This window comes from Methylobacterium sp. HMF5984, from assembly GCF_045033435.1.
GTDB lineage: Bacteria > Pseudomonadota > Alphaproteobacteria > Rhizobiales > Beijerinckiaceae > Methylobacterium.
On sequence record NZ_JBJFLN010000001.1, the window covers coordinates 4,857,827 to 4,879,743 of the forward strand.

Consider the following 21,917-nt stretch of genomic DNA (forward strand, 5'->3'; position numbering starts at 1 on the left):
ACCGAGCATTAGCCCATGATCGTTGGTGCATTTGCTCCATAAGGCCAACTTCACGTCGCCGCCTCTGGCTGGGCGAGCGCGTTGCCGAGGTCGTATAAGCCATCGTTCTTCATGGCGTCGCCCTTGCGCTGCTCCCAAGCCAGCGTGTTGATTGGGTCTAAGCGTCCTCGAACGTGCTCAGGATCGGCGCACCGCCGAGCCACGCCGTCGCCGCTTCCAGGGTCGGGAATCGGTGCTCGACGCAATCGAAGGGCCGGGGGCGTGTCGCAGCTGGGAGATCCTCCAGTAGCTCCGCGCACCACCCGGTAGGCGCACCTCCTGCTGTGGTCTCGCGAACCACACCGCCGACAATTACGCCGTCGAGGGCCAGGTCGTAGCTGCCGGCGGCGAGCTGATGGAGCGTGTACCTCATCGCTGGCCCATAGCTCCCGGAGTTTGAAGGCTTTGCCTTAGCAGCGCGTTCGCGAACACCGGCTCGACGCCGCGCTGCACGATGTCGGCAATGCGGTCGGCGCTGTCCGGCGCGGTGAAGAGGTCCGCAAGGCGGCCGGTATGTCGGCCAAGAGCCGCCTGCCGCGCCTTGCCGCCGACGTTGGCGAACAGGGATCGGCCCTGCGTCCGCAAAGCCGTGACGGCCTCACCCAAGGTGCTCTGCTCCGACAAGGCTTCCTGCATGGCGCGGTCGGCCGAGGTGTTCGACCCCGCCGGCAGCCGTCGGCCCGTAGCGCGCAGCGTGTCGAGCAGCGTGTTGACCGACTGCGGCGCGGCCGGGCTGTTCGGCAGAGCGCCGAGCACCGCATCGATGTTCGCCTGCTTCTGCGGGGTGCCGGCCATGTCCTTCGCGAACTTGGCACCGCCGCTGTGATTTCCGCCGCCGACGAGATCCGTCGCGCTGGCGTCGTACTGGTTGCCCATGCGCTGCCGGACCAGCTGCGCGATGGCCTCCGGATCGATCGCGCCGATGCGGCGCGTGGCGTCGGCCAACTCGACGTTCTGCCCGCGCTCCGTCGTTGCCGGCAGGATCGTCTGCTGCGCGGCCTGCGACCCGCTGTGGACGCCCGCGCCGGAGTTGCCAACCTTGGCGAGCTGCCCGACCGGACCCTGCTCGAGCGGATCCAGATTCTGCGTGCGGGCTTGCGCCTGCGCGGTGAGCGCGTCGTCGTAGGCCTGCGTGCCGCCGCGCGCCGGATCGCGGAGAATGTCGCGCGCGTCGGCGGCGCCGGACGAGTAGCGCTCCGCCGCGAGCGGGTTGAAACCCTCGCCGCTGGCCGACAGCGCCTGGCCGCGCGCGCCCATGTCCTTGGTCACGAGATCGATCACGCGGCCGCTGTTGTCGGGATGCTGCGCGAGCTCGGGCCCGAGCACCGGGTCGGCGCGCAGGCGCTGAAGCGAGGCGTCGAACGCCGGCGTCCGCATCGCGTCGAAGTCCTGCGGCTGCATCACGTGCGCCTCGGCCGCCGCGTAGTCCGGCCGGGTCTGCGCGTTGATGCCCTGACGCACATCGTTGATCGCCGTGTCGGCGGCCGTCGCCACGCGCGAGCCGAGCGTCGACGGCGCCGCGCTCTGCGGTGCGATGGTGTCGAAGGCGTTATCCGCGGCCGTGCGCATCTGCATCGGCCGGTCGGCGTAGAACTGCGCCATGGTCGGGCCGCCGCCGGTCGAGCCCTCGACGACGCGCTGGAGCTTGCCGAGGCCGGTCGCGCCGTCGGTGATGTGCTGGATACCCTCCGGGCCGGACAGCGGCACACCGATGCCGGCGCCCTGGTCCAGCACCGGCTGGCCGGCGCGAAGCTGCTCCGGCGTCGTCCCGTGCGTCGCCGCGACGACGGCCCGGTCGCCGGCGTTCATGCGCGCGGCGCCGAGGTTGCCCGCGAGCCCGCCGGCGAAGCGCGCCGCGTCTTCGTGCCCCGCCGGCGCCACGCGCGCCGCGGTCTCGGCCGTCACACCCGGCACGACGGCACCCATGATCCGCGCCATGAGGCTGCCCGGCACGAGCATCGCGGCCGGCGCGTTCTCGGCGATCGACCCGGCATACTGCCCGGCCGTCGTCTCGGGCTTCCGGTACAGCGGGCCCATCACGCGGCCGACCATGTCGTTCAGGTCCGCGCCGCTCGGCAGCGCCGGCACCGCGCGCACGACGGAGGCCGCGCCCGGGTAGCCGCGGCTCTCGAGCGCGTTGCCCGCGGCGCCGCGCTCGAGCTGCTGGAGCGTGCCGGGCCCGCCGAGGAATCCGGTGACGGCGTTGACCAGGCCGTGAACGATCCCGCCGCCGGCCGCGTCGATCTGCGGCTTGGCGGCCGGAGTGCCGTAGTGGGTCTGAAGCGCCTTCGACATGACGTCGTCCGACGTCCCATGCGGGAACTCGACAATCGCCCCGTCGGGGCCTTCGACCTCGATCATCCCACCGGCCGCCGCTGCGGGTTGCTGATGGAAGCGCGCGAAAGGGTTCTCGGCCGAGCCGCCTGCCGGCGCGGGCTCGTCGAACTGGTCGAAATAGTTGGGCACCTTCGCGGGCGGTTGAGCCATCGCCTGGAACCCGCTGGGAACCATGGACAAGGCCGCCGGCGCGACCTTGGCCAGCGGCGAGACCGGCAGCGGGTCGAAGATGTCGAATGGGTTGGGCTCGGGCCGCGACGTGTTGCTCATCCGAAAATATCCCCTCGCGGCACCAAGCGGAGGGTGGCGATTGCCGCCTCTCGGCGCTTGTAGGCTCCGCGCTCGTGGGCCTTCTTCAACCGTCGAGCGGCGAAGGCCTCGAACTCCCTGTGGAACAGGGCCAGCGTAGCAGCCCCCTCTCTGTCGGCGGTGGCCTGCGATGGCTCGGGCCACCGCTTCACCGCGGCGACGACCGCGTCGATGCCCGCCACGAAGCGCGCCGGCGGGTATTCCTGAAGGGTGTCGACGGACCTGACCTTGATCAGGGAGAGCGCGCTCAAAACGCTGCTCGGGACGTCGTCGATGTGGTCCCGCAGGATGTCCTGGTCGATGTTCGAGATCATCCGCAGCGCGGTCCGGAAGGAACACTCGAAATCCTGGCCCTCGGCGGCGAGGTTCAAGAGCCCCTCGATGACGCCGGCCTGGGCGCGAAGGGTATGCGCTGGCGCATCAGCAGGTGACGCTTGCTTGTCACCGCCCCAGAGAAGGCAAACCGACTCGGCCATTGCGGGTGTCGATCTTCAAATCCGATGAGGCGATAGTACAGCCCTGAACCTATCGGGTAAACCCAATTGATAGATCTGGCCTATTATTATTTACCCGACGGCGTGGGCACCTTAAAGTACTGATCTGATTTCAGATTGCCCCCCATTTGTATGTCAGATTACTTTTTGCGGATCGAAATTTCCTATGGGACTAACCGGCGCGTTTCACCGAAGCGACCGGACTACCCCCATGGGTGGGTGCCGGCCCTCCCCAACCCCGGGGGCCCGGTAATTCGCCGCTTGGCGCGGTCGCGCGCTGGGCGCACACTGTCCGCATCACCCCCGACGATCTCAGCCCATGCACCTCCCGCTCGACATGCGCGCGACGTTGCTCGTCTCCTCCCTCGATGTCATCGCTGAAGAGATCGATGCCGTCCGCCGTGGCCGCCCGGTCAGCCCCGCCCTGGAAGGTGTGCTGGCTCAGGCACAGCGCAGCGCCCGTGTCCTGGCCGAGGAACTCCAGCCGGCGCAGGCCGTGGCCTTAGGCAAGGCGCGTCGTCCCGCGATAGCGCCAGCTGCCTCGATGCCGGCGCGCGATCTCAGCGGCAACGTGGTGCAGCTGCGGCCGCGCCTGTCGTAACCAACCGGACGACCCGCGATCCGGCGCTCCCAATGTTCGTATGCGCCAGAAGCATGCCCAAGCGTGTCCGTTAGAGTATACCGCAGCGTACGGCGCCGGGGCTGTCCGGAAGTCCGTCCGTAAGGGTTGACATCGGTCAACGGACAACCGATCATGCGGACAGCTCCCATTCGGACAGGCACCGCTCCCATGCAGACCATCCTCTACGCCCGGGTCTCGACCGCGGATCAGACCATCGCCCACCAGCGCACCCAGGCCGAGGCCGCCGGCTTCAAGGTAGACGAGGTGATCGCGGACGAGGGGGTGTCAGGCCTCACTACCAGCCTCAGGGATCGCCCTCAGGGCCGCAGGCTCTTCGACATGCTCCGCCGCGGGGATACCCTCGTGGTCCGCTGGGTGGACCGCCTGGGCCGCAACTATGCGGACGTGTGCGACACCATCCGAGAGCTGATGCGCCGGGGCGTCATCGTTCGCACCGTCATCAACGGCCTCACCTTCGACGGGGCCACCAAGGACCCGATGCAACAAGCCGTGCGGGATGCGCTCATCGGCTTCATGGCCGCCACGGCGCAGGCCCAGGCGGAAGCGACCAAGGAAGCGCAAAGGGCCGGCATCGACCACGCCAAGGGCCGTGAGGACGCCTACCGAGGCCGCAAGCCCAGCTTCACGCGGGCGCAGTTCGATGCCGTCAGCGGGGCTCTAGGCCAGGGCCAGGGGGTGAGCGATATCGCCACTGTGACTGGCCTCTCTCGCCAGACCATCTACCGCATCCGTGACAACCCGGTAGAAGCGGAAGCAGCTTTGGCACGATGGGCCTAGGGATGGACGCGCCGGATAGACCGTGGGCATTGGCGCAAGTGGCGGTCTCTGCTCTCCGCGTGGCAGCCGCAGCCGATGAGCTGATGGCCAGCCACTATGCCAACCTCGCGGCCTATATGGACCGCCAAGCCCCGTGCGCGGCTGGCGAGCTGTTCCGTACCCTGAGCCGGCATCATGCCATCCAGGCGCTCGCAAAACGCGGCGAGGCGGCGGCCTTGGCTCAGGAGAATGGCCTGCTCTGGGAGGAGTAGGGCCTTGCGTTTAAGCCCGCCCCTCAGCCTTCGCCATGCTCGCCGGGATGAAGGCGAGGACTACCGCAACCATCACTCCGAACCAGCACCCGGCAGCCTTGACCGCGAAGTCCCCGAAGCGGCCATGCCGGGTTAGCTCAAGGTTCTGCATCGCTTCCATGGCACCAGCAAGCACGATGAGCGCTCCCACGATCTGCCAGCGGCGGCGCGGGTACCCGAAGGCGAACAGGAAGCTGACCACCGCGTAGGCGCCGAACCGCTCAAGAGAGACCGGGGCATCGGTGACGGGTCGGAGGCCGATGGGCGCGAGGGTCGCGAAGACTACTCCCGCCAGGAGCAGCCAGCCGAGAATGCGGGAGGTCTTCATCATGAAGGGGAGGGTGCCCGGTTGCCTTGGCGAGACTGAGGCGGAGGCAACGGTCGGGCCATCGGGCACCGCCTTACTCAAGAACGCAGCGCTGGGACATCCTCAGAAAGGTGGGCGGGACCGGCTTGCGGGATGAAGGATAGGCGGCATGCAACATGCAGGTGTGGCATCATCGCAAAACAAGCCCGTAGGCAGTACACATCCTTATTACCATCCTCTGGATTAGGCGCATAATATGCCGCTGTTCTATATCGACCTTCATGATGGCACTAATTTCGTGCGCGATAAGAAAGGCTTTGATTTACCGGACGCAGGAGCAGCGCGAGAGAAGTTGGGACATGTTTTAAAGCGGTTCTCTGAGCTGCTGGACACCACCTCAGACGGTCAAATATTTTTGGCGAGCGTTCGAGACCCGGCTGGAACCATAATCATGCGGGCACGGCTTACGCTTGCTATCGAAGAGCTTGAAACGGCTTAGTGGCTTCACCGCCCGCCTTCCCTCTTCGCCCTCATCCGCTGAGGGACTTCACGGCCGACCTCGGCTCTTCGCGAACGCTGCCTGCCCGATGGCTCGCCGCCGGGCCAGCTTCGTCATGCCGGCCTCGATGGTCTCCCGGTCCAGCACCTCGGGATCGAACGGGCCGCCGTACCAATCGAGCATCCGTTTGCGCTCGCGGTGCCGAGGCTTGGTGACAGCCTCCAGGAACTCCTCGAAGCCCATCGTCCCGCCCACGTCCTCGGGTGGTGCCCGCCTCGCACCGTCGAGAAAGCGCGGGTAGGCGACATCGGGGGCCTCAGTGCCGGTGCAGCCCTCACGGACGCTGCCAGGGCCAAGGGGGTGGCATCGCGGCAGGCCAAGGCAGCCGGCCGCACGGCAGACATCGCGCCCATCATCGCGGAGATCCGGGCCGCCGGCGCAGGGTCGCTGCGCGAGATCGCGGCACAGTTGAACGAGCGCCTTCCCGACCACCCGGGGCGGCACATGGAGCACTGTCCAGGTCCAGCGCGTCATGGCTCGCGCGGAAGCCTGAAACGCGAAAGGCGCACCGTGTGAGGGCGCGCCTTCGGTCTTTCGTCGCCTCTCGTCGCCGTCAGTCGTAGTGCCGGGCCGCGCCCATGCGCCCCGCTATGGCGGCCAGGGCATAGATGTAGGCCGACGGCCCTAAGACCTCCGTATGCGCCCACCCGGAGCCTGCGCCGTCCTCGTCATAGTCGAAGTGTGGGTCGGACTTCAGCGCCAGCATCTCGGGCGACAGGATCTCGCGGATGAAGGCGAACGCCGCGAGCTTGGGGAAGACCACGTTCATGGTCAGCGTGTCTCGGCTCGGGTCGGTGCTATCGAGGTGCTCTTCCCATTCGATGACGAAGATCGGACCCCCAACCTTCTGCGCATCGCGGATGTAGGGCTGGTTGAAATTGGCTTCCCGATTGGTGGTGATCCGCATGGTCTCGCATCCATTTCTCGCCTGGGCTGGTGCCCTGGTGGATTTTGGATAGGTCGAGAACGCCTTTACGGCAATATGCCCGGCCCTGCTGTTTTGTCCGTTATCTCCGTTTTACTTTCGGAAAAACGGACAAATACATCTCAAGAAACTGTAACTGCTTCGGTATACGGCGTCCGTTTTGTCCGGTACTATCGCAAAATATTTTTCACCCTAGGTTTCGCTACCCGAAGATCCCGGCGTTCGAGCCTCCCTCCCCTGCTGGGGAGGGTGCAACGCCTGCTTCGGTCTGGTGCTCGATGGTGTGCTCAGCCTCGGCCACGAGGGCATCGTAGGCGGCAAGCTTCAGCTTCTCGCGCTCGTACCGCTGCCGGAGCTCGGCCGCGGTCATCTCGTGGAGCTCCTTCTCGGGCTCCGCGTCGCCCATGGTCGACCGGTAGTGCTTCAGCACCTTGTCCGCGGCGTCGACACGGACGCGAGCCGGGTACTTCTCCCCGTTCTCCGGCTTCAGCACCTCCTCGAAGGTCGCGACGGCCAGCGGCACGAGCATGGTCTCGACGCGAGCGGCGACCTGCTGCCGGACCGTCTGCATGATCGGCTCGCGTCGCTGGAGTTTCGAGGCCGCCACGGCCGGGTGCGCATATCCCGCCACCTTCGCCGCGTGCACCGCGTTTCCGGTGTGCGCCATCTCCTTCGCGAAGATCCGCTCCTGGCGCGTCCAGTCACCGTCCTTGGCTGGCATAACCGATACCTCTCTAAGTGGCCGATCCGACAGAATGTTAATCCAATTCACATTTTCCCGCAAAGTGGCTGCTACAACCTGTCATGCTGAGCGGGGCGGGGTGAGTCGTGCGTGACTGTTCTGGAGGTACGTCGGCCGGGTTCTTAGTCCCCCAATGCGAAGCAAACACCGTCTCATCACCGGCCGAAGTCACTCCTAATACGAAGATGGGAGCAGGTGGCCACAGGGCCAGCGTAGCGGCCTGCTCCCTCTATAGTAGGGTTCTGCACCGCTGCACCGCCGCGCCCGCACCGCAAACAATATCAATAACTTAGCCGGTCCGCACCGCAGGAGTATACGCCCGCACCGCATCTCTTAATCAGCTGAAGATGTCCTCCGGCGGTAGTTCGTATGTCACAACGCGATACCCTGTCCGCGAATTGCGCTTATCGAACACCGACAGTTCAATCCGACCGGTGTCCACCCAGTCTTTCAGCGCGGTTTCGGCACCCTCGCGCGTGAACCCGAAATCGCTGACTATACGTTTGACCGCATGACGTTCGCCGCCACGGAAGGTTTCCCGCCACGCATCCTTGGCGACCCAGGCGGCGTCCATGGCACCGAGGACACGCGCCGTCTCATCGGGAGCCGTCACGGTCACCCGTGGGGTAGAGGTGACGCGGCCGCTTGGGACCAAGCTCGAACCGCCCGTCACCTGGACCGTCTCGAAGCGGTAGCTGTGCGTCCAGCCGTCGGGTCCGTCCTTCTGCTTCTCGCAAAGGACGTCCCCAACGTTGGAATCTTTGCCCTTCGTCAGCTTGAAGACGAAGTCGCCGTTGCCCTTCAGTACGCCCGACCCGCGCATCATGCCTTTCTGGTTGGCGTGGTGGACGCCGAGCACGACGCATTCGAATACGTCCCGGATCGCCTCGCACCGGCTCACGAAAGCGGACATCTCCTTCTGGAGGTTCTCGTCAGCTCCGGGGATCGCGCGGGACACCGTGTCCACCACGACGAAGCAAGTACGGCCGACACCAAGGCGGATGGAGCGGGCGAGCTTCTCAACCTCTGCCGCGTTCATCATGTCGACGTTCTCGGTGATGAGTCTGAAGCGCCCACCTTCGATCTCGGACTCCGGGATGCCGTGATGCTTGGCCCATGCCAGCACACGGGTCCGGAAGCCGTGCGCACCCTCGCCGGCGAGGTAGACGACACAGGCCGTTGGGTCCGCATCGATGGCGCTGCCGTGCCAGTCGACCTTGCCGAAGGCGAGGTGCAGGGCCCAGTCGAGCGCGATGAAGCTCTTGCGAGAGCCGGGCTCGCCATACAGGAAGCCGACGCTCTGCTCTGGGAGGTACCCCGCGACGACGAACCGGAGAGGTGGTCGACTGACGATCTCGCCGAGCGAGAGCATCTTGAACACGTTTGGGCCGGTAGGCGCCGGCACCAATTGCCCGGAAATCCCGGGTGGTTCGTCCGGCTGTGCCGCGGCGGCGGCGGCGTCGAACAACGCTTCTTTGTGCCCCTGCCACCCGCCGTGCTTCTCGGCGAGGTCATAAATGAGCTGCTTACCGAGCTTGAACGGCGGCTTCAGGCTTCGATAGATACGGCCGGGGTTCTCTGAGACCTCATCGGGCGCCAAGTCGGTGCGGTCGCTGAACTCGACGAAAAGCTCTTCGCCGAGATCCTGGTCGTCCGGCAGCGCGGCGCGCAGCGCCGTCGCGATGTCGCGCCACTTCTCGTAGCCGAAGAGCTCGTGGCGGTTCGGAATCGCAGCCATGGCCGCTTTGATCAGTTCCGGATCGCCGCGAAGCGCCTGCTGATCGACTCCACCCCGATCCTCTGGCGTGCTGATGCTGCCTTGTGCCGACGGCAGATTGCGCTTCATCGCCGCGAAGAACGTCTCCAACTGCTCGGTCGTTACAAAGGGAAGCTCGTCACGGCGCGGGATGCCCTCAGGCCAAGTGTACGGCTTGCCGGTCTGCGGGTGGATCGTGTCGACATTGGCGTAGTTGTGGCTTCCCGCGAGAAGCTCGATCAGCGCCGGCTTCTTGCTCACGCCGTCGGCGAACCGCACGGACATGTACGGCACGTCCTCTGGCGCTCGATACATCAGCAGCTGCTTGGGCCAGCGCCCGATCCGCACTGGCGCGGTGCCGAGCGCCCGCACCGCCGCGTCGGCGATCTTCACGCTCCACGCTTCGGACAGTACGTCGATATCGAGCGTGACTATGCCCTTGCCCATGCGAAGCCCAACCCCGGCCGACATGGCGCCCCACGTCGTGAGATCGGGTTCCGTGGCCTCGAATGTCTGTACACCCCGGCCGATCCACCGCTCGCCGTCGAACAGGCCGGGACGCTTGCCGGCATTGTGGATGCCGGCGCTCGGCGGCACGACCGGCAGAAGGCGCGTGTAGCCGAGATCATACCAGCGCCGGAATGCCTCTTCCGTGCCGCCGTGCGGCTTCGAGCCGTTGCTCATAGCCCCCTCCCGGTCCGGATAGCGGGCATGTTGCAGAGCAGCCGCGAGCGGCCTAAGTTTCGGTCAGACATACGACACCTTCCCGGCCGGCACCTTCGCGAGAGGTGACCGGCCGTTTTCGTGAGAGCGGTGCTCGTCACGATGGATCCAAGGGAAACCGGTCGCCGGGAGTACCGGGCCGGGGTGCATCTGGAAGACCGGCTCTCAGGCCGCCCCCATCCACTCCCGAACATCACGGACCCGATACCGCGGCCGGCCCTCCACGACGGTGATCCGCGGACCGCGTCCGTTCTTCGCCCATACCTTCAGGGTGATCAGGGCGAAGCTGCTGATCTCGGAGAGTTGGCGCCGCGTGATGAGGGTCTCGCCCGGCAGCTTCCCGAGATCAGGGACAGGACGAACGGCAGCAGCGTTCGAGGCAACGCCTGCGGACATAGGGATTCTCCCGAGCGAGCGGCGCCTTGGCGCGCGTCGCAGATGCGAGTGGATCGGCTGGAGCTGCTTCAGATCGGCCGGTTCATCGGATTCGCAGGGGAGCGCAGCTCGCCCTTAACTAAACGGCCAGACACGGATGGTCAAGTATATTCGTGGGTCATAGCGTATTTACTGGTCGTATGGCCCGATCAACAACTTGTTCTGACATACAAAGCCTGAACCGTTATGACATACAAACGACGCCAGATCCTCAATACTTACATCGCACTGAAGCGACCGAGGTGGCGACGTCCGACGAGCGAACTCGTTGAGTTCTGAAGCAGACCCTGCATCGCGATGCGTCAGAGTATCCAGTGGCAAAACCTCAATCGGGTTTAGCCACCCCGCAGACGACGCGAACGCCCTTCAGGTCCTTAGGAATGACCATCTGCTTCTTGGTGCGGTGGTAGGCGCGTTTCAGACTTTCAACCGTTATGCGGCGGCCAGGGAGCTGAGCAAGCGCCGCCTCGAACACCTCGTCGCCTTTCAGCCCTTGAGCTCGTATGCGTTCGATGACGAAGTACTCGCTAATCCGATCGACCGCCTTCGATGGCCGGCCATTCCGATGCGGGAGGTCGGAGAGGATGCCAAGGAGCCCGCGAACGGTCCGGGCAAGGGGCGTCTCGGACCGCACGGCTTCGAGCACTGCATCCGGATCTTCGCCACGCTCGACCGCCGCATGGCGAAGGAACGCCAGACCCATCTCGTGCTCCGCTTCCTGCTCCGCATTCCCGCACAGACGCCGCGGCCAATGCGGGTCTTCGAGCGCGGCGCGCACCTCGGCCTCGTTCAGGGGCTTCATGCGGCAGCGCTCAGTTCATGCGAGCCTGCGTCCAGGGCGGTGACGTGATCCGCCCAGGCCGCGAAGGCGAAGCGCAGCTTCGGGATCGCATCGTCCCGGTTGTAGATCGCCTCGAGATCCTCGCGGGCGTGGCCGATCGAGATCTCCGCGGTGTCGGCGTCGATGCCGAGCTTGGAAAGGCCGGTCCGGAAGGTGCGCCGGAGATCGTGCAGGCCGAAATCGACGCCGGACGCTTTGCGCATGCCGTCGACGAGCTTCGTCCAACCGTTCATCGCCCTCCCCGTCTTCACCGACGGGAAGACCAATTCGGACCGGGCGTCGCGTTCGCATAGGTCGAGGATCGCACGCAGCTGCGGAGCAATCGGCGCCTTGTGCCCCCTCCCCTGCTTCGTGAAGATGGCAGGGAGATCGAGCACGCCAGTGACCTCATCGACCATTTGCCAGGTGACGCCAGCGCCTTCTCCCCGCCGGCACCCGGTCAGGATCAAGAAGCGGATCAACCTGCCGATCGTGGTGCGGGGGTCGGCGGCACGCCAGATCCGGAGGAGCTCGGCATCGGACAGCGCCCGCCCCTTCATCACCTTCGAGACCTTGTCGGCGCGCGTTGCACGTTCCTTCCGGTGACCGGCCAGAGGATTGACGGCGAGAACCTTGGCGTCCGACACGCACCACGTAAGGAATGCCCGACAGAGGGTGCGGAACATATCCGCGGCGCCGGCCAAGCCCTTGGCCCTGATGCCCTCGATGATCTTCGCGTACTCGGCACCCGTGATCGTCGTGACGTCGCGAGACAGAAGGGCGGCGAGCCTGCCACGCAATGCGCTCATCACCGACTTGCGGTTCACGTACTGCCGGCGCTCCAGGTTCGCGTCGTAGCGGTCGAGCAGCTCGCCCAACCGAGCGCGTTCCTTGGCCCGGTGCTGCGCGCGATCTCCGAGCGGGTCGGCTCCGCGCGCGATCTGCCCGAGGGCGATCAGAGCGAGCTTCCGGGCGTCAGCGACCTTGGCGACGGCGCTGAGCGTCGCCAGCTTCATCTTCTTCGTGTTGGCGCTTCGGCCCGTGCCGGCAGGCCGGTAGCACAAGATCCACGTTTTTCCGCCGGGGCGGATGCGCAGCCCGAAGCCGACGATGTCGGCGTCCCAGACAACTGCATCCTTGACCCCTACCGGCAGAACTACCCGAGCGGCGAGCGCGTCAGTGAGCTTCACTTTCATCGGCCGGCGCTCCTTGGACAGCACATGGGCAGCACCGAACAGCAAAACTCCGGCATCGCCACGTAAACCAAGGTATCCCGAAAAGCTCACCTATAACAGGGGCCTAGCACCGCCGGCATATACCTCTGTAGACCCTCATGATCCGGGTGCGACACTTTTGGTAATGAGGAGGTCGTGGGTTCGATCCCCCCTCGCAGCACCATCAATCCACGCCTCCGATGAGCACTGAGATTGACCGGTAGGGCGTTGTCCCCCGGCCGCGCTTTTTCGCATGGGCAGAACGCGGGCGAGCCAAGCTCCCCCTGCCCGATCGACATCCCCGAACACCACCTTGTCGGGACCGTCTCGTTCACGGTCGGCTTGGGTGCCGGCTTGGGCCGCGGCGGAGGCGACGGATCGCTCTCGGCAGCGTGGTCATGGACCGGTGCGCCCCCGCTCACGGATCGGGCGCGGATCGGCCCATGCCGGTCGTGCCATCGCCCATGCTGCCGGCCGGAAAATCGGCGCGGATGCGCGGGCGGTCAGGGGCGGGGCGCACGTGTTGCGCCCCGCGAAAGCAAGACCCTTACTTGTTGGTCCGGCCCTGGTGGTTCGGATCGATCCCGCCGTCGAGCTTCGTCTCATTGGCCGTGTCGCCCTCCACCGTCGAGTCCGCCTCGATGTCCTCGATGTCGTGACCCGTCAGGCCTCGGGACTGGCCGATCCCCGGATTGCCCTTCAGGTCGGCATCGGTCGGCGTATCGGTCTTCGGGTGCTTGTTCGACATGGGTGCTCCAATCTGTCGGCCGGCGCGAAGCCTGCGCCGCAGCCTCGGGACGTGGGGAGCAAACCCCGGGTCGAAACGGCCGTTCCGATCGCCCGGCGCGGAGCGACCCTCGGCCGCGCCGCACTGTGCGCGGGTGTCGGCTCGCGTACGCCGACCGTGCTCCCGAGAAAGCCGCCGATCGATCGCCAGCGGGCGGGAGCAGGGATCGCCGTCGGCCTCATCGCGGGGCGAAGGAAAGCCGGCACGGCCGAGACGTGCCGTCCGGCCCGCCCACGGCCGCCTGATGATCCGGCGCCCGCGATGGCCGTGGCCGCGCTCCGTCAGAGCTGCCCGCGGACGTAGCCGCGCGAGACCAGCCGGTCCCGCCGCAGCGACCGGCGCTCGGCCTCGGCCAGGTCTGCGAGCGCGTCCTCGACCACCTGCACCAGCGCGATCCAGGCATCGCCGCGGGCGGCCCTCCGGTAGGCCAGCGCGATCGTCTCGGCCTCGGTGAGCCGGATCTCCACAGGCGGTTGGTGGGGCTGGGGGTGCATCGCGGCTCCGAGTTGTCCAAGAACATACAAGGAACAAATAGCAAGCGGGCCGACGGTTCAACCATGGCGAGCACGGTGGGCCACGGAACGGTGAGATGCTGTGGAGGGCGGGGTAGAAGGCCAATGCCGACACCGCTTTACCGTTTCCACTGCACGAACGGCTTCGACCTCGTGGCCGATCTCCAGGGCAGGCGGCTGCCGACCTGGGCGCTCATGCGCCTCCACGCCGAGCGGGTCGCGATCGACCTGATGCTCGGCAGCGCGCGGCGCGATTGGTCGGCCTGGACGGTCGAGATCTACGATGCGGCGGGCCGGCACGTGATCTCGAAGCCGTTCGTGGACATTCTGGAGAGCCGATCGGAACGGAAGAAATAGTTTCTGTTTTTCGCTGCCGAATGGCCTCGAACCAGCGACAGCGCAGAAGATTGACTTGTCATGGAGGCAGCCATGACAGCAACGCGCCTGATCCTATCCACCCTTGTGCTGTGTATCCTTCCCGCGGCGACGGCGACCGCTCAGACCGGCGACATCCGGACCGGTGCGATCCCGCCCGTCAACGAGAAGGCGGTGACCACGACCGCCGTCGGGCAGACCAAAAAGCCGAGCCGTGATGCGGGCTCGGTATCGGACCGATCGAGATCACCCGGCGACGTCGGGGACGGCATGATCCGGAACATCTGTATCGGGTGCGAGCCGGATCGCAGCACGCTCGACACGGTGACGACGAACGTTCCCCCCAGGACCGGGGGCGAAACCTGGAATACGAAGCTCGAGCGGCTTCGCAAGTTGCCCGAACCCAGCAAGCAGGGCGACCTTGATACCTTCTCTCTCGCTTCGGCCCATCGCGAGCGAGCGGAATCGGTGCAGGAGAAGACCAACGGCCTGTGGCAATCGTGGCTGGTCTCCGTGTGCGAGGGCTGCGGAGACCAGAAGCCGGCCAAGGCCTGGAACCTGCAGGATCGGCCCTCCTTCCGGCTTGGATCGGTCACGCCGGATCGTCCGGAGGGCGACGCGTCGTCCGAGAAGACGCGCCCGGCCGAGCCGAGGCAGGTCGCCGTCCACCATCACGGCGCCTTCGAGGCGGACCTCTCCCCCGAGAACGTCGGCTCGATCAGGCGCATGCCGCAACGCTGATCCGATCGGCTCCTTCTCTCGTCCGCAGCCACTTGGTCCCAGTGCGGACCATCCGCTCGCCCGTCCTGGCGACGGTCGCAGCCTGCACGCGCTCGTCCCCCCTGGGCCGGCGGCCGATGTCCAGAGCGGACGACGCGGCTCGGCGTTTCGTCGCACGCTTCGGCGGCGCTCGAACCGTGATCGATGCGGGCGGTTGCCGCGTGACCACGAGAGAGGATGTGATGATGTCGAACCCAGCCAAGGGTCGGTCCGGCGACGGTCAGCAGCACGAGACGACGAGCGCGCAGGCCGAGCGGGCGGCCGAGGTGCAGCGGGCCGGAAGCGCCGAGGCGGGGGCCGGCCACCCCGAGGTTCTCGAAGGCGGCAAGGCGGAGGCGCCGACGGAGGGCAAGGGGCAGCCGAAATCCGCGGCCTCGAACGCGCCGGCCGGTGCGACGAGCGACGCCGCCACCAGCTCGGCGACGGTCGGGAAGGCCGAGAAGGAGGCTGCAGCCGCGGCCGGCGCCGGCAAGGCGCAGCACGGGCGCGGGCACCGCAAGGCGGAGTAGCACGCTCTCGCCGGGCGATCCGGCCCCGTCCCGATCCGCCCACGGGACGGGGCGTCGAACGGCGTCAGGCCGGCTCGGCGACCGTCTTGGCGTTGCCTTTGCGGCCACGCGTCTTCGGAGCCGACGCTGACGCTCCTTCGGCCTGGGACGCCTCTACGGCCTTGGGCGACTCGGCGGCTTTGGGCTTGCGTCCGCGCGCCTTCGGAGCCTCGGCGGTCGCCTCGACCGCTGCGGCGGCCGCGGGCTGCTTCCGCCGCTGCTGACCGAGACCGAGCGAGCGCGCCAACGCCGAGCGCGTGGCGGAGTAGTTCGCCGAGGTCGACGGGTAGTCCGCCGGCAGGCCGTAGCGGGTCCTGTACTCCTCGAACGACAGGCCGTTCCCGTTCAGATGGCGCTTCAGCGTCTTGTAGGGCTTGCCGTCGAGGAAGGAGACCAGCGCGTCCGGCGTGACCGACTTGCGGATCTGAGCCGCCGTCGGCTTCTCCGGGCCCGCGGGCTCGGCCGGCTTGCCGTTGCGAAGTTCGGACAGCATCGCGTGCACGTTGGCGATCAGCGTCGGCAGCTCGGCCACCTGGACATGATTGCCAGAGACATAGGCCGCGACGATGTCGGCCGTGAGACCGACGGGGGTATTGGGCTGATATTCGAGCTGATCTTCCAAGGCGGCACTCCTTTTCCGGAAAAGCTATGGCTCTGCGGGCTCGCCTATCTCGTCAAGTGCCGTTCGAACGAAACGCGTGGGTATCGGATGTAATATTGCAGAAACCGAGCGATCCCGACGTGCGACGATCCTATCTCTGGAACCAGGACTGCCGATCCCTGTTCTGACGTCACGGCGCAGCGCCGTGTAAGGCTCTACAGAATGAACAAGCTCATCCTCGGCGCAACGGTGGCGCTCGGCCTCCTGCTCGGCGCCAACACCGCCGGCATGGCGTCACCGGGCGATGGCCTCGATCGCAACGCGGCGGCGACCGGCAACGGTCGCATGGGCGGAATGCACGCCGGCGCGCGCACCGGCGGGATGATGCGCCCCCGCATGGGCGGGATGCGGATGATGCGGCGCCATCACCGGCGTCACCACCGCTGAGCGACCGGCCCTCTCGATCGGCGCACGACGCAGGAACCCCGGGACGCTCGCGCGATCCGGGGTTCCTGCGTCGGCGAGCGCCGGTCGCCCTAGGGACGCTCCGCCTTCGGCCAGGTGTCGATCACGGCCTCGCCCGATCGTAGCTCGACCCGGTGGGCATGCGCATCGTCCCGCGTCTCGCACAGGTCGACCGCCGATGCGAAGCGCAGGCGGGCAGCCACCTCGGTGGCGGCATCCTCCTCGACGACGACGTGCCCGTCCCGGTAGGTGAGCACCACGAAGGGCGGGTACTTCAGATCGCTGACTTCCATGGGCTCGCTCCGACCGCGTGTCATGGCGCAACGTTCGTCGGCGGTTCCCGCTCCGCCCGCATGGGACCCGCTTCGACGACGGTGTACAGCGGACGGCGAGAAACCACTCCGGGAACGCCACCCATGCCGCTCGCCCAGGGATTGCCGGCCGCGCTCGCCATTCTCGCCGCCATGACGCTTCCCGGGCTTGCGCAGGAGACCGCCGCGAAGGCCACGCTGGCGCCGACCGGCACGCTCCGGGTCGGCCTCGTCGAGGCGCCTTCCGCCGGCCTCGTCTTCGTCGCCCGCTCGCCGGACGGGACGCCCGAGGGTGTCACCGCGGATCTCGGCGCAGACCTTGCGCGACAAGCGGGCCTGCCGCTGGCCGTGACCCTCTTCCCGAACTCGGGCGCTGCGGCAGCGGCCCTCCAGGCCGAGGCGATCGACGTGAGCTTCATGCCCGTCGATGCGGCGCGTCGGCAGGTGCTCGATTTCGGGCCGGGCTACTACGACCTCGAGAGCACCTACCTGGTGACCGGCGCGTCGGGCATCGTCGACGTCGCGCAGGTCAACCGGCCGGATCTCAAAGTGGTGCCGATCGACGGGACCACGACGATCCGCGCCTCGGCCCGCACGCTGACGCGGACCCGGCCGGTGGCCGTCTCTTCCGTGGCCGAGGCGATCGAGCGGATGCGAACCGGAGCGGCCGACGCCTTCGCCCTGTCGCGAGACACGCTGCAGCCGATCGTGGCGCAGGTCCCCGGCTCGCGGATCGTCACCGGCGGCTTCCAGCGGACGCAGGTCGCCGTCGCGGTGCCGAAGGGCCGGCCGGCGGCGCTCGCCTCGGTGACGGTGTGGCTTGCGGAGGCGAAGCGGTCGGGCCTCGTGCGCCGGATCTTCGACGCTCACGGCTTCGATGGGGATGCGGTGGCACCGTAGGAACGGAGCGAGGCGATGAGGCGATGGTACGCAAGCGTCGGGCTCGCGCTGGCCTGCACGGCCGGTGGAATCGGTTTCGGGGGCTCGGCGATGGCGCAGGAGACGGTGGTGCACGAGATCAGGCGGACCGAGCTCGGCCGCGCGCCGGTCTCCGGCGACGACACGCGCGAGATCATCATGCAGCTGGTGTAGTTTCCGCCGGGTGCGACCTCGCCCCGCCACGTCCACCACGGCGAGGAGTCGTTCTACGTGATCGAGGGCGGCACGGTGCACGTGTCCGGCAAGGAACCGAAGCAACGGCCGGCCGGCGAGCGCGGGATCAACCCGCGCGGCGTGCCGCACGCGGGCTACACGGTGGTCGGCGACAGGACGATCAAGGTCCTGTCGGTCTACGTGGTCGACAAGGGCAAGCCCTTGCAGGAGCCGTCCCCCTGACCGCGGGCCTGCCGAAGCTGCACCCAACGAAGCGGGCGACGCGCGAAACAGCGTCTTCCGAGCACCCCGACGCGAAAGGCTTTTCTGGAATGAGCGAAACGCCCGATCCCGACCGCGCGGCCCGCGCCATCGCGGAGAACGTCTACGCGGCGTACTGCCGCCAGGCGACCATGCCGGCTCACCCTTTGGAGGAGCAGACGATCGTCACCCGGCTGGTCGAGGCGATCCGCCCGCAGATCGGCGGCTCCCCGGGCGCGATCGTCGAGGCCGTCAACGCCGCCCTGTCGGCCTGGGAACAGCGAGATCCGGACATTCGCGGCCCGCGCGTCGCAACGATCGACCGGAGCGACGGCGCGATCACCCTGGGGTGAGCGCGGCCTCGGGGTGCGGTCCGGCTCGGCGCACGCTTGCCGCCGGAAGGCCGAGCGACGAGAGCCGGATCCCGCCTCGCGGAGCTCCATGCCCACCGCCGGGCGAGAGCCGCCCGGGCGACGCGGCTCGGGGCGCCGGCGGGGCGGGCCTCAACCCTTCTTCTTGTAGGCCTCGATCGCGTTGCGGCACCCGGGCGAGAGCTTCGACATGTTCCTGTTGAAGCAAGCGCGCGTCTCGGGGCCGTCCTCGAGCGGCAGGCCGGTGCAGAAGGTCGCGAAGTCGCCGGCGCAGAGCAGCTGCATCGCGGCCTTGTCTTCCTGCGACACCGGAGCGGCGATCGCTGCGGTCGCCGCAAACGTCGCGAGCGCAAAGCCGACTCCAAAACGTACCAACATCGTCTTCTCCTGAGGCACCCGCTCGACCCGGGTCCGGTGCCAGAACGTTGCGGGATGCGTCCGGGTTGCGCCGCCCGGCCCACGTCGTCGCGCGGCGTGTCCCGACGGGCACGGTCGGAACGGTGCTCGATCGCCCACCGGCCCGGTGGGCCGGCGAAGCGTCGCGTCAGACGATGCCGCTGGCCTCGTACGGCCAGGGAAGGCCGAGATGCGCCGCGACCTTCTCGGCGTCGTGGCCGACGGCCTCCACAGCCGCCCCGAGCGTCTCCACCGGCACCTGGAGCTTGCGCGCCCAGTAGGCGGCCGCGTCCGGCGTCGAGAGGTTGACGGTCTGAGGCTCGTGCGTGTCGTCGATCGGCATGGGGTGCTCCTGCCTCCCCCAATGCGGCAGTGCACCGGCGGTTCATTCACGCGGCCCGCCCCGGCGATTCGTTGCGCACGCTGCGCCCGAGCGCGGGCGGATGGAGGAACGGCCGGTGGGCGGGGCGGTTAGCAGGGACAACGGTAAGGAGTACCATCATGGATGTCTGGCAGCTCATCGGACGCGACCACGCGAACATCGAGCAACTCATCCACGATGCGCCGAAGGCATCGCAGGGGCCGGGTGCCGTGCGGAGCCGCGAGCGCCTTCTCGGCGAGCTCATCGATCGCCTCGAAGCACATGCCGAGGCGGTCTCCGTCAGCCTCTACGCCCCCCTCGGCCGGCGCGCGCAGACGCGGACGCTGGTTGATGCGCTGGACGAGCAGCACCGGGCGTTCATGAGCCAGCTCGCGGACCTGGCGCGACAGCGTCGGACGGGCTCCGAGGGGTGGCTGGATGCCTTCGAGGACGCGACCTTCCTCGTCGACCAGTACCTTCACCGCCACAAGCACGAGTTGATCCCGGCAGCGCGGGCGTTGCTGTCCGAGGGCGAGGTCCGCGATGCGGGCCAGACGTTCGTTCAAGCCAAGCGCTGGATGCTGCAGGGCCGCGACCGTCCGGCACCGGCACCGCGGAGCGAGTTCGACCTCCGGGTCATCGTCTGCACCCTGGCGGTCGGCCTCGGCTACCTTCTGTGGCAGGCGGGCTTCCTTGGTCGAGCCGGCGGCCGCCGCGGCGCGACCGGCGGCGCGAGCCGGGGCGTGAACCCAGCGACGGCCTCGATCCCGGCGGGACGCAACGGGGTGGACGGCCCCGCGCAGCGCCGGGAGCGGCTGCTCGACGAAGGGCTCGAGGAGACCTTCCCCGCCAGCGACCCAATCTCGGCGCAGCGTTTCACCTAGCGGGCCGGGCGGGCGACCGCCGGCGGCACGGTTGTCGCTCCGGACGCGGAATGCGGCGACGGAGAGCCGGAAGCAGGCTCGGGGAGGCGGCGATGTCGGACCTGGACACGAAGCGGGAGGAGATCGCGGCCCTCGTCGCCCGCGATCTCGGGTTCGACGGGCTCGCCGGGCTGAGCCCATCCGATCGGGCTGCCGTCGACCGGAGGACGGCGGAGCTCGTCGACCGCTGCGATACGACCTCGCCGGTGCCGGCCGACGCCCCTGCCGCCGACCGGGAGATGCGTCGCCTGCTCGCGGAGTACCGCGGGCTGCTGCATCTCCCGACCGACGCGGCCAACGTCCGCCTGGCGGAGGTCGGCGAGGTCTTCGCCCCGGAAGACGACGCCTGACGCCGTCCTTTCGACCGGAGCAGCGCACGTTCTAGCCGCCCTTCGCGACCAGAAAGAACGCGACGCCGACGATGAGGAGGCTTCGCGCGACCCGGCCGCACGTTATCGCGCCGACGCCGTCGTCGAGGGAACGCAGGTGGGCGATCTGGGCGAACATCGCCGCCCAGTAGGCCGACCACAGGCCGAGGATCGAGGCCATCGCAGGCGACATGGCCGGGCTGCCGGACCTAGCCCGGCGGCCGCCGCTCGTGGCGCCAGGACGCCACCGCGGCACGCCGCGCCTCGTAGGCACGCCGGACGGGCGAGCCGTCGGCGCCGCGCCCTTCCGGGCCGTAGCCGAAACGGAGGACGCCCTCGGGACCGTAGAGGCGGCTCACCTCGGTTCGCCAGACCCGATCGGTCTGGGCGAGAGTCGCCTCGGTCTCCGCGAGTCGTGTCGCATGCATCGTGGCTGTCCTGAAGGGCGGGGTCGTGGGGTCAACGCGAGCCGGCGCCATCCGCTCCGGATCGCACGCGACAAACCGGTTTCTCGACGGGCCGCCCGCGGGGGCTATCTTGAGGCGATGCCCCTGTCCCGCCCCGCCCGTCCCGGTGCCCGCGCAAGCGACGGGCCAAGCCCCGCTTCGCCGTGCCCGGCGACGTCCTTCCGGGGCGCCCGGGCAGGCGCGCGATGAGTGCGCGCCGCGCGCTGATCGTCGGCGCCTCCCGCGGGCTCGGCCTCGGTCTCGTCGCCCGGTTCCTCGAGCGCGGCTGGGCGGTGACGGCCACCGTGCGCCGGCCGTCGGCCGCCCTGTCCGAGCTCGCGAGCGCCGGCACGCTGCGGATCGAGACGGGCGTGGACATCGACGACGATGCGGCGGTGACCGCCCTACGCACGCGGCTGGCGGAGGCTCCGGCCTTCGATCTCGTCTTCGTGGTCGCGGGCGTCGCGACGCAGGCCGGCACGCCGGCCGCGGCGATGCCGCGCGCGGTCGCGACGGCGGTGTTCGAGACGAACGCCCTCAGCCCGATCCGTTTCGCGGAGGCCTTCCACAAGCGCGTCGCACCGGGCGGTCTCGTCGTCCTGATGACGTCGAAGCTCGGCTCGGTGTCGCTGAACCGCGGCGGCGGCTGGAGCAGCTACCGGGCGAGCAAGGCGGCGCTCAACACCCTGGCCCGCTCCTTCGCCGGGCAGCACGCCAAGGCCGATTGGGGCGTCGTGCTGATGCATCCGGGCTGGGTCCGCACGGATCTCGGCGGCCGGCGGGCGACGCTCGACGTCGAGACCAGCGCGCGGGGCATGGTGGCCGTCCTGGAAGGTCGCCTCGGGGGATCCGGCTGCGTCTTCCTCGACCATGCCGGGGAGGTCGTGCCCTGGTAGCCCCTCGAACTCAACGCCGCCGGATCGAGGTCCGTCTTCGGCGGCGCGGCGCGA

Annotated in this window: 33 protein-coding genes and 1 pseudogene; 15 read left to right on the forward strand and 19 right to left on the reverse strand. The window is 68.1% G+C overall.

Features of this window, described 5'->3' with window-relative positions; all coding sequences use genetic code 11:
- Window positions 1-157 precede the first annotated feature (157 nt).
- From ACFZ8E_RS23530 to ACFZ8E_RS23540, 3 genes are read right to left on the reverse strand one after another with little or no spacing between them, the layout of a single operon-like run.
- Window positions 158-412: a hypothetical protein gene (locus ACFZ8E_RS23530; RefSeq protein WP_405043954.1), complete on the reverse strand. Its 255-nt coding sequence runs from the start codon at window positions 410-412 to the stop codon at window positions 158-160.
- Window positions 409-2,646 carry a hypothetical protein gene (locus tag ACFZ8E_RS23535; RefSeq protein WP_405043955.1) on the reverse strand — a complete coding sequence of 746 codons (2,238 nt, stop codon included), beginning with the start codon at window positions 2,644-2,646 and terminating at the stop codon, window positions 409-411. The genes ACFZ8E_RS23530 and ACFZ8E_RS23535 overlap by 4 nt, the downstream gene beginning before the upstream one ends.
- A complete protein-coding gene (locus tag ACFZ8E_RS23540; RefSeq protein WP_405043956.1) occupies window positions 2,643-3,056 on the reverse strand; it encodes a hypothetical protein in 414 nt (137 codons plus the stop codon). The genes ACFZ8E_RS23535 and ACFZ8E_RS23540 overlap by 4 nt, the downstream gene beginning before the upstream one ends.
- 442 nt (window positions 3,057-3,498) lie before the next feature.
- Here ACFZ8E_RS23540 and ACFZ8E_RS23545 point away from each other — a divergent pair, with 442 nt between their 5' ends.
- From ACFZ8E_RS23545 to ACFZ8E_RS23555, 3 genes are all read left to right on the forward strand, one after another.
- Window positions 3,499-3,780, forward strand: a complete 282-nt coding sequence (locus ACFZ8E_RS23545; RefSeq protein WP_405043958.1) for a hypothetical protein — start codon at window positions 3,499-3,501, stop codon at window positions 3,778-3,780.
- 189 nt (window positions 3,781-3,969) lie between these two features.
- Window positions 3,970-4,599, forward strand: coding sequence for a recombinase family protein (locus ACFZ8E_RS23550; protein ID WP_405043959.1), 630 nt, complete (start codon window positions 3,970-3,972; stop codon window positions 4,597-4,599).
- An 83-nt stretch (window positions 4,600-4,682) separates the two neighbouring features.
- Window positions 4,683-4,850: a hypothetical protein gene (locus ACFZ8E_RS23555; protein ID WP_405043960.1), complete on the forward strand. Its 168-nt coding sequence runs from the start codon at window positions 4,683-4,685 to the stop codon at window positions 4,848-4,850.
- A 10-nt stretch (window positions 4,851-4,860) separates the two neighbouring features.
- Here the strand turns inward: ACFZ8E_RS23555 and ACFZ8E_RS23560 are convergent, their stop codons facing one another.
- A complete protein-coding gene (locus ACFZ8E_RS23560; RefSeq protein ID WP_405043961.1) occupies window positions 4,861-5,220 on the reverse strand; it encodes a hypothetical protein in 360 nt (119 codons plus the stop codon).
- A gap of 232 nt (window positions 5,221-5,452) precedes the next feature.
- Between ACFZ8E_RS23560 and ACFZ8E_RS23565 the strand changes: the two genes are divergently transcribed.
- Window positions 5,453-5,695 (forward strand): DUF6894 family protein, encoded by a 243-nt coding sequence (locus tag ACFZ8E_RS23565; RefSeq protein ID WP_405043962.1) that lies wholly within the window; start codon window positions 5,453-5,455, stop codon window positions 5,693-5,695.
- 48 nt (window positions 5,696-5,743) lie between these two features.
- Here ACFZ8E_RS23565 and ACFZ8E_RS23570 read toward each other — a convergent pair whose 3' ends face one another.
- From ACFZ8E_RS23570 to ACFZ8E_RS23610, 9 genes are all read right to left on the reverse strand, one after another.
- Entirely contained in the window at window positions 5,744-6,229 is a 486-nt protein-coding gene (locus ACFZ8E_RS23570; RefSeq protein WP_405043963.1) for an IS1096 element passenger TnpR family protein, read from the reverse strand.
- 79 nt (window positions 6,230-6,308) lie between these two features.
- Window positions 6,309-6,662, reverse strand: coding sequence for a hypothetical protein (locus ACFZ8E_RS23575; protein ID WP_405043964.1), 354 nt, complete (start codon window positions 6,660-6,662; stop codon window positions 6,309-6,311).
- 220 nt (window positions 6,663-6,882) lie between these two features.
- Window positions 6,883-7,401 (reverse strand): hypothetical protein, encoded by a 519-nt coding sequence (locus ACFZ8E_RS23580; RefSeq protein ID WP_405043965.1) that lies wholly within the window; start codon window positions 7,399-7,401, stop codon window positions 6,883-6,885.
- Window positions 7,402-7,759: 358 nt separating this feature from the next.
- A complete protein-coding gene (locus tag ACFZ8E_RS23585) occupies window positions 7,760-9,862 on the reverse strand; it encodes an AAA family ATPase (RefSeq protein ID WP_405043966.1) in 2,103 nt (700 codons plus the stop codon).
- Between the two features lie 204 nt (window positions 9,863-10,066).
- Window positions 10,067-10,297 (reverse strand): hypothetical protein, encoded by a 231-nt coding sequence (locus ACFZ8E_RS23590; protein WP_405043967.1) that lies wholly within the window; start codon window positions 10,295-10,297, stop codon window positions 10,067-10,069.
- Window positions 10,298-10,661: 364 nt separating this feature from the next.
- A complete protein-coding gene (locus ACFZ8E_RS23595) occupies window positions 10,662-11,138 on the reverse strand; it encodes a hypothetical protein (protein ID WP_405043968.1) in 477 nt (158 codons plus the stop codon).
- Window positions 11,135-12,352: a tyrosine-type recombinase/integrase gene (locus tag ACFZ8E_RS23600; protein ID WP_405043969.1), complete on the reverse strand. Its 1,218-nt coding sequence runs from the start codon at window positions 12,350-12,352 to the stop codon at window positions 11,135-11,137. Before ACFZ8E_RS23600 ends, ACFZ8E_RS23595 begins: the two co-directional genes overlap by 4 nt.
- A gap of 565 nt (window positions 12,353-12,917) precedes the next feature.
- Window positions 12,918-13,118: a hypothetical protein gene (locus tag ACFZ8E_RS23605; protein WP_147729057.1), complete on the reverse strand. Its 201-nt coding sequence runs from the start codon at window positions 13,116-13,118 to the stop codon at window positions 12,918-12,920.
- Between the two features lie 320 nt (window positions 13,119-13,438).
- A complete protein-coding gene (locus ACFZ8E_RS23610) occupies window positions 13,439-13,651 on the reverse strand; it encodes a hypothetical protein (RefSeq protein WP_147729058.1) in 213 nt (70 codons plus the stop codon).
- Between the two features lie 123 nt (window positions 13,652-13,774).
- On the opposite strand from ACFZ8E_RS23610, the gene ACFZ8E_RS23615 reads away from it, so the two are divergent.
- The 3 genes from ACFZ8E_RS23615 (at window position 13,775) to ACFZ8E_RS23625 (ending at window position 15,333) form a co-directional block, all read left to right on the forward strand.
- Window positions 13,775-14,026 carry a DUF6894 family protein gene (locus tag ACFZ8E_RS23615; protein ID WP_147729059.1) on the forward strand — a complete coding sequence of 84 codons (252 nt, stop codon included), beginning with the start codon at window positions 13,775-13,777 and terminating at the stop codon, window positions 14,024-14,026.
- Window positions 14,027-14,086: 60 nt separating this feature from the next.
- Entirely contained in the window at window positions 14,087-14,785 is a 699-nt protein-coding gene (locus ACFZ8E_RS23620; RefSeq protein WP_405043970.1) for a hypothetical protein, read from the forward strand.
- A gap of 221 nt (window positions 14,786-15,006) precedes the next feature.
- Window positions 15,007-15,333: a hypothetical protein gene (locus tag ACFZ8E_RS23625; RefSeq protein ID WP_243932627.1), complete on the forward strand. Its 327-nt coding sequence runs from the start codon at window positions 15,007-15,009 to the stop codon at window positions 15,331-15,333.
- Between the two features lie 64 nt (window positions 15,334-15,397).
- On the opposite strand, the gene ACFZ8E_RS23630 is transcribed toward ACFZ8E_RS23625, so the two are convergent.
- On the reverse strand, window positions 15,398-15,994 hold the full coding sequence (locus ACFZ8E_RS23630; RefSeq protein ID WP_147841886.1) for a MucR family transcriptional regulator: 597 nt from the start codon (window positions 15,992-15,994) through the stop codon (window positions 15,398-15,400).
- Between the two features lie 201 nt (window positions 15,995-16,195).
- On the opposite strand from ACFZ8E_RS23630, the gene ACFZ8E_RS23635 reads away from it, so the two are divergent.
- Window positions 16,196-16,420: a hypothetical protein gene (locus tag ACFZ8E_RS23635; RefSeq protein WP_147728717.1), complete on the forward strand. Its 225-nt coding sequence runs from the start codon at window positions 16,196-16,198 to the stop codon at window positions 16,418-16,420.
- An 89-nt stretch (window positions 16,421-16,509) separates the two neighbouring features.
- Here ACFZ8E_RS23635 and ACFZ8E_RS23640 read toward each other — a convergent pair whose 3' ends face one another.
- Window positions 16,510-16,731: a hypothetical protein gene (locus tag ACFZ8E_RS23640; protein WP_405043971.1), complete on the reverse strand. Its 222-nt coding sequence runs from the start codon at window positions 16,729-16,731 to the stop codon at window positions 16,510-16,512.
- 123 nt (window positions 16,732-16,854) lie between these two features.
- On the opposite strand from ACFZ8E_RS23640, the gene ACFZ8E_RS23645 reads away from it, so the two are divergent.
- The 4 genes and pseudogenes from ACFZ8E_RS23645 (at window position 16,855) to ACFZ8E_RS23660 (ending at window position 18,455) form a co-directional block, all read left to right on the forward strand.
- A complete protein-coding gene (locus ACFZ8E_RS23645) occupies window positions 16,855-17,649 on the forward strand; it encodes a transporter substrate-binding domain-containing protein (RefSeq protein ID WP_405043972.1) in 795 nt (264 codons plus the stop codon).
- A gap of 15 nt (window positions 17,650-17,664) precedes the next feature.
- Window positions 17,665-17,841 (forward strand): hypothetical protein, encoded by a 177-nt coding sequence (locus tag ACFZ8E_RS23650; protein WP_405043973.1) that lies wholly within the window; start codon window positions 17,665-17,667, stop codon window positions 17,839-17,841.
- 12 nt (window positions 17,842-17,853) lie between these two features.
- A pseudogene (locus tag ACFZ8E_RS23655) lies at window positions 17,854-18,084 on the forward strand (cupin domain-containing protein); the annotation flags it as partial.
- An 89-nt stretch (window positions 18,085-18,173) separates the two neighbouring features.
- On the forward strand, window positions 18,174-18,455 hold the full coding sequence (locus tag ACFZ8E_RS23660; protein WP_243950804.1) for a hypothetical protein: 282 nt from the start codon (window positions 18,174-18,176) through the stop codon (window positions 18,453-18,455).
- A 150-nt stretch (window positions 18,456-18,605) separates the two neighbouring features.
- Here ACFZ8E_RS23660 and ACFZ8E_RS23665 read toward each other — a convergent pair whose 3' ends face one another.
- Together ACFZ8E_RS23665 and ACFZ8E_RS23670 are read right to left on the reverse strand one after the other, a co-directional pair.
- A complete protein-coding gene (locus tag ACFZ8E_RS23665) occupies window positions 18,606-18,869 on the reverse strand; it encodes a hypothetical protein (protein ID WP_243934143.1) in 264 nt (87 codons plus the stop codon).
- A gap of 148 nt (window positions 18,870-19,017) precedes the next feature.
- Window positions 19,018-19,212, reverse strand: a complete 195-nt coding sequence (locus ACFZ8E_RS23670; RefSeq protein ID WP_147728722.1) for a DUF3606 domain-containing protein — start codon at window positions 19,210-19,212, stop codon at window positions 19,018-19,020.
- 158 nt (window positions 19,213-19,370) lie between these two features.
- Here ACFZ8E_RS23670 and ACFZ8E_RS23675 point away from each other — a divergent pair, with 158 nt between their 5' ends.
- A complete protein-coding gene (locus ACFZ8E_RS23675) occupies window positions 19,371-20,114 on the forward strand; it encodes a hemerythrin domain-containing protein (RefSeq protein WP_147858966.1) in 744 nt (247 codons plus the stop codon).
- Between the two features lie 92 nt (window positions 20,115-20,206).
- Complete coding sequence (locus ACFZ8E_RS23680; RefSeq protein WP_243950806.1) at window positions 20,207-20,503, forward strand: hypothetical protein; 297 nt, start codon at window positions 20,207-20,209, stop codon at window positions 20,501-20,503.
- A 31-nt stretch (window positions 20,504-20,534) separates the two neighbouring features.
- On the opposite strand, the gene ACFZ8E_RS23685 is transcribed toward ACFZ8E_RS23680, so the two are convergent.
- Both ACFZ8E_RS23685 and ACFZ8E_RS23690 read right to left on the reverse strand, forming a co-directional pair.
- Complete coding sequence (locus tag ACFZ8E_RS23685) at window positions 20,535-20,714, reverse strand: hypothetical protein (protein WP_243950808.1); 180 nt, start codon at window positions 20,712-20,714, stop codon at window positions 20,535-20,537.
- 16 nt (window positions 20,715-20,730) lie between these two features.
- Window positions 20,731-20,949: a hypothetical protein gene (locus tag ACFZ8E_RS23690; RefSeq protein ID WP_147729005.1), complete on the reverse strand. Its 219-nt coding sequence runs from the start codon at window positions 20,947-20,949 to the stop codon at window positions 20,731-20,733.
- 224 nt (window positions 20,950-21,173) lie between these two features.
- On the opposite strand from ACFZ8E_RS23690, the gene ACFZ8E_RS23695 reads away from it, so the two are divergent.
- Window positions 21,174-21,863, forward strand: a complete 690-nt coding sequence (locus ACFZ8E_RS23695; RefSeq protein WP_147729006.1) for an SDR family NAD(P)-dependent oxidoreductase — start codon at window positions 21,174-21,176, stop codon at window positions 21,861-21,863.
- Window positions 21,864-21,917 lie beyond the last annotated feature (54 nt).

Excerpts from the sequence above, each read along its gene's own strand:
- ACFZ8E_RS23530 (WP_405043954.1), bottom strand. The coding sequence starts at position 412 with ATGAGGTACACGCTCCATCAGCTCGCCGCCGGCAGCTACGACCTGGCC.
- ACFZ8E_RS23535 (WP_405043955.1), bottom strand. The coding sequence starts at position 2,646 with ATGAGCAACACGTCGCGGCCCGAGCCCAACCCATTCGACATCTTCGAC.
- ACFZ8E_RS23545 (WP_405043958.1), top strand. The coding sequence starts at position 3,499 with ATGCACCTCCCGCTCGACATGCGCGCGACGTTGCTCGTCTCCTCCCTC.
- ACFZ8E_RS23550 (WP_405043959.1), top strand. The coding sequence starts at position 3,970 with ATGCAGACCATCCTCTACGCCCGGGTCTCGACCGCGGATCAGACCATC.
- ACFZ8E_RS23555 (WP_405043960.1), top strand. The coding sequence starts at position 4,683 with ATGGCCAGCCACTATGCCAACCTCGCGGCCTATATGGACCGCCAAGCC.
- ACFZ8E_RS23560 (WP_405043961.1), bottom strand. The coding sequence starts at position 5,220 with ATGATGAAGACCTCCCGCATTCTCGGCTGGCTGCTCCTGGCGGGAGTA.
- ACFZ8E_RS23565 (WP_405043962.1), top strand. The coding sequence starts at position 5,453 with ATGCCGCTGTTCTATATCGACCTTCATGATGGCACTAATTTCGTGCGC.
- ACFZ8E_RS23570 (WP_405043963.1), bottom strand. The coding sequence starts at position 6,229 with ATGACGCGCTGGACCTGGACAGTGCTCCATGTGCCGCCCCGGGTGGTC.
- ACFZ8E_RS23575 (WP_405043964.1), bottom strand. The coding sequence starts at position 6,662 with ATGCGGATCACCACCAATCGGGAAGCCAATTTCAACCAGCCCTACATC.
- ACFZ8E_RS23580 (WP_405043965.1), bottom strand. The coding sequence starts at position 7,401 with ATGCCAGCCAAGGACGGTGACTGGACGCGCCAGGAGCGGATCTTCGCG.
- ACFZ8E_RS23585 (WP_405043966.1), bottom strand. The coding sequence starts at position 9,862 with ATGAGCAACGGCTCGAAGCCGCACGGCGGCACGGAAGAGGCATTCCGG.
- ACFZ8E_RS23590 (WP_405043967.1), bottom strand. The coding sequence starts at position 10,297 with ATGTCCGCAGGCGTTGCCTCGAACGCTGCTGCCGTTCGTCCTGTCCCT.
- ACFZ8E_RS23595 (WP_405043968.1), bottom strand. The coding sequence starts at position 11,138 with ATGAAGCCCCTGAACGAGGCCGAGGTGCGCGCCGCGCTCGAAGACCCG.
- ACFZ8E_RS23600 (WP_405043969.1), bottom strand. The coding sequence starts at position 12,352 with ATGAAAGTGAAGCTCACTGACGCGCTCGCCGCTCGGGTAGTTCTGCCG.
- ACFZ8E_RS23605 (WP_147729057.1), bottom strand. The coding sequence starts at position 13,118 with ATGTCGAACAAGCACCCGAAGACCGATACGCCGACCGATGCCGACCTG.
- ACFZ8E_RS23610 (WP_147729058.1), bottom strand. The coding sequence starts at position 13,651 with ATGCACCCCCAGCCCCACCAACCGCCTGTGGAGATCCGGCTCACCGAG.
- ACFZ8E_RS23615 (WP_147729059.1), top strand. The coding sequence starts at position 13,775 with ATGCCGACACCGCTTTACCGTTTCCACTGCACGAACGGCTTCGACCTC.
- ACFZ8E_RS23620 (WP_405043970.1), top strand. The coding sequence starts at position 14,087 with ATGGAGGCAGCCATGACAGCAACGCGCCTGATCCTATCCACCCTTGTG.
- ACFZ8E_RS23625 (WP_243932627.1), top strand. The coding sequence starts at position 15,007 with ATGATGTCGAACCCAGCCAAGGGTCGGTCCGGCGACGGTCAGCAGCAC.
- ACFZ8E_RS23635 (WP_147728717.1), top strand. The coding sequence starts at position 16,196 with ATGAACAAGCTCATCCTCGGCGCAACGGTGGCGCTCGGCCTCCTGCTC.
- ACFZ8E_RS23640 (WP_405043971.1), bottom strand. The coding sequence starts at position 16,731 with ATGGAAGTCAGCGATCTGAAGTACCCGCCCTTCGTGGTGCTCACCTAC.
- ACFZ8E_RS23645 (WP_405043972.1), top strand. The coding sequence starts at position 16,855 with ATGCCGCTCGCCCAGGGATTGCCGGCCGCGCTCGCCATTCTCGCCGCC.
- ACFZ8E_RS23650 (WP_405043973.1), top strand. The coding sequence starts at position 17,665 with ATGAGGCGATGGTACGCAAGCGTCGGGCTCGCGCTGGCCTGCACGGCC.
- ACFZ8E_RS23660 (WP_243950804.1), top strand. The coding sequence starts at position 18,174 with ATGAGCGAAACGCCCGATCCCGACCGCGCGGCCCGCGCCATCGCGGAG.
- ACFZ8E_RS23670 (WP_147728722.1), bottom strand. The coding sequence starts at position 19,212 with ATGCCGATCGACGACACGCACGAGCCTCAGACCGTCAACCTCTCGACG.
- ACFZ8E_RS23675 (WP_147858966.1), top strand. The coding sequence starts at position 19,371 with ATGGATGTCTGGCAGCTCATCGGACGCGACCACGCGAACATCGAGCAA.
- ACFZ8E_RS23680 (WP_243950806.1), top strand. The coding sequence starts at position 20,207 with ATGTCGGACCTGGACACGAAGCGGGAGGAGATCGCGGCCCTCGTCGCC.
- ACFZ8E_RS23685 (WP_243950808.1), bottom strand. The coding sequence starts at position 20,714 with ATGTCGCCTGCGATGGCCTCGATCCTCGGCCTGTGGTCGGCCTACTGG.
- ACFZ8E_RS23690 (WP_147729005.1), bottom strand. The coding sequence starts at position 20,949 with ATGCATGCGACACGACTCGCGGAGACCGAGGCGACTCTCGCCCAGACC.
- ACFZ8E_RS23695 (WP_147729006.1), top strand. The coding sequence starts at position 21,174 with ATGAGTGCGCGCCGCGCGCTGATCGTCGGCGCCTCCCGCGGGCTCGGC.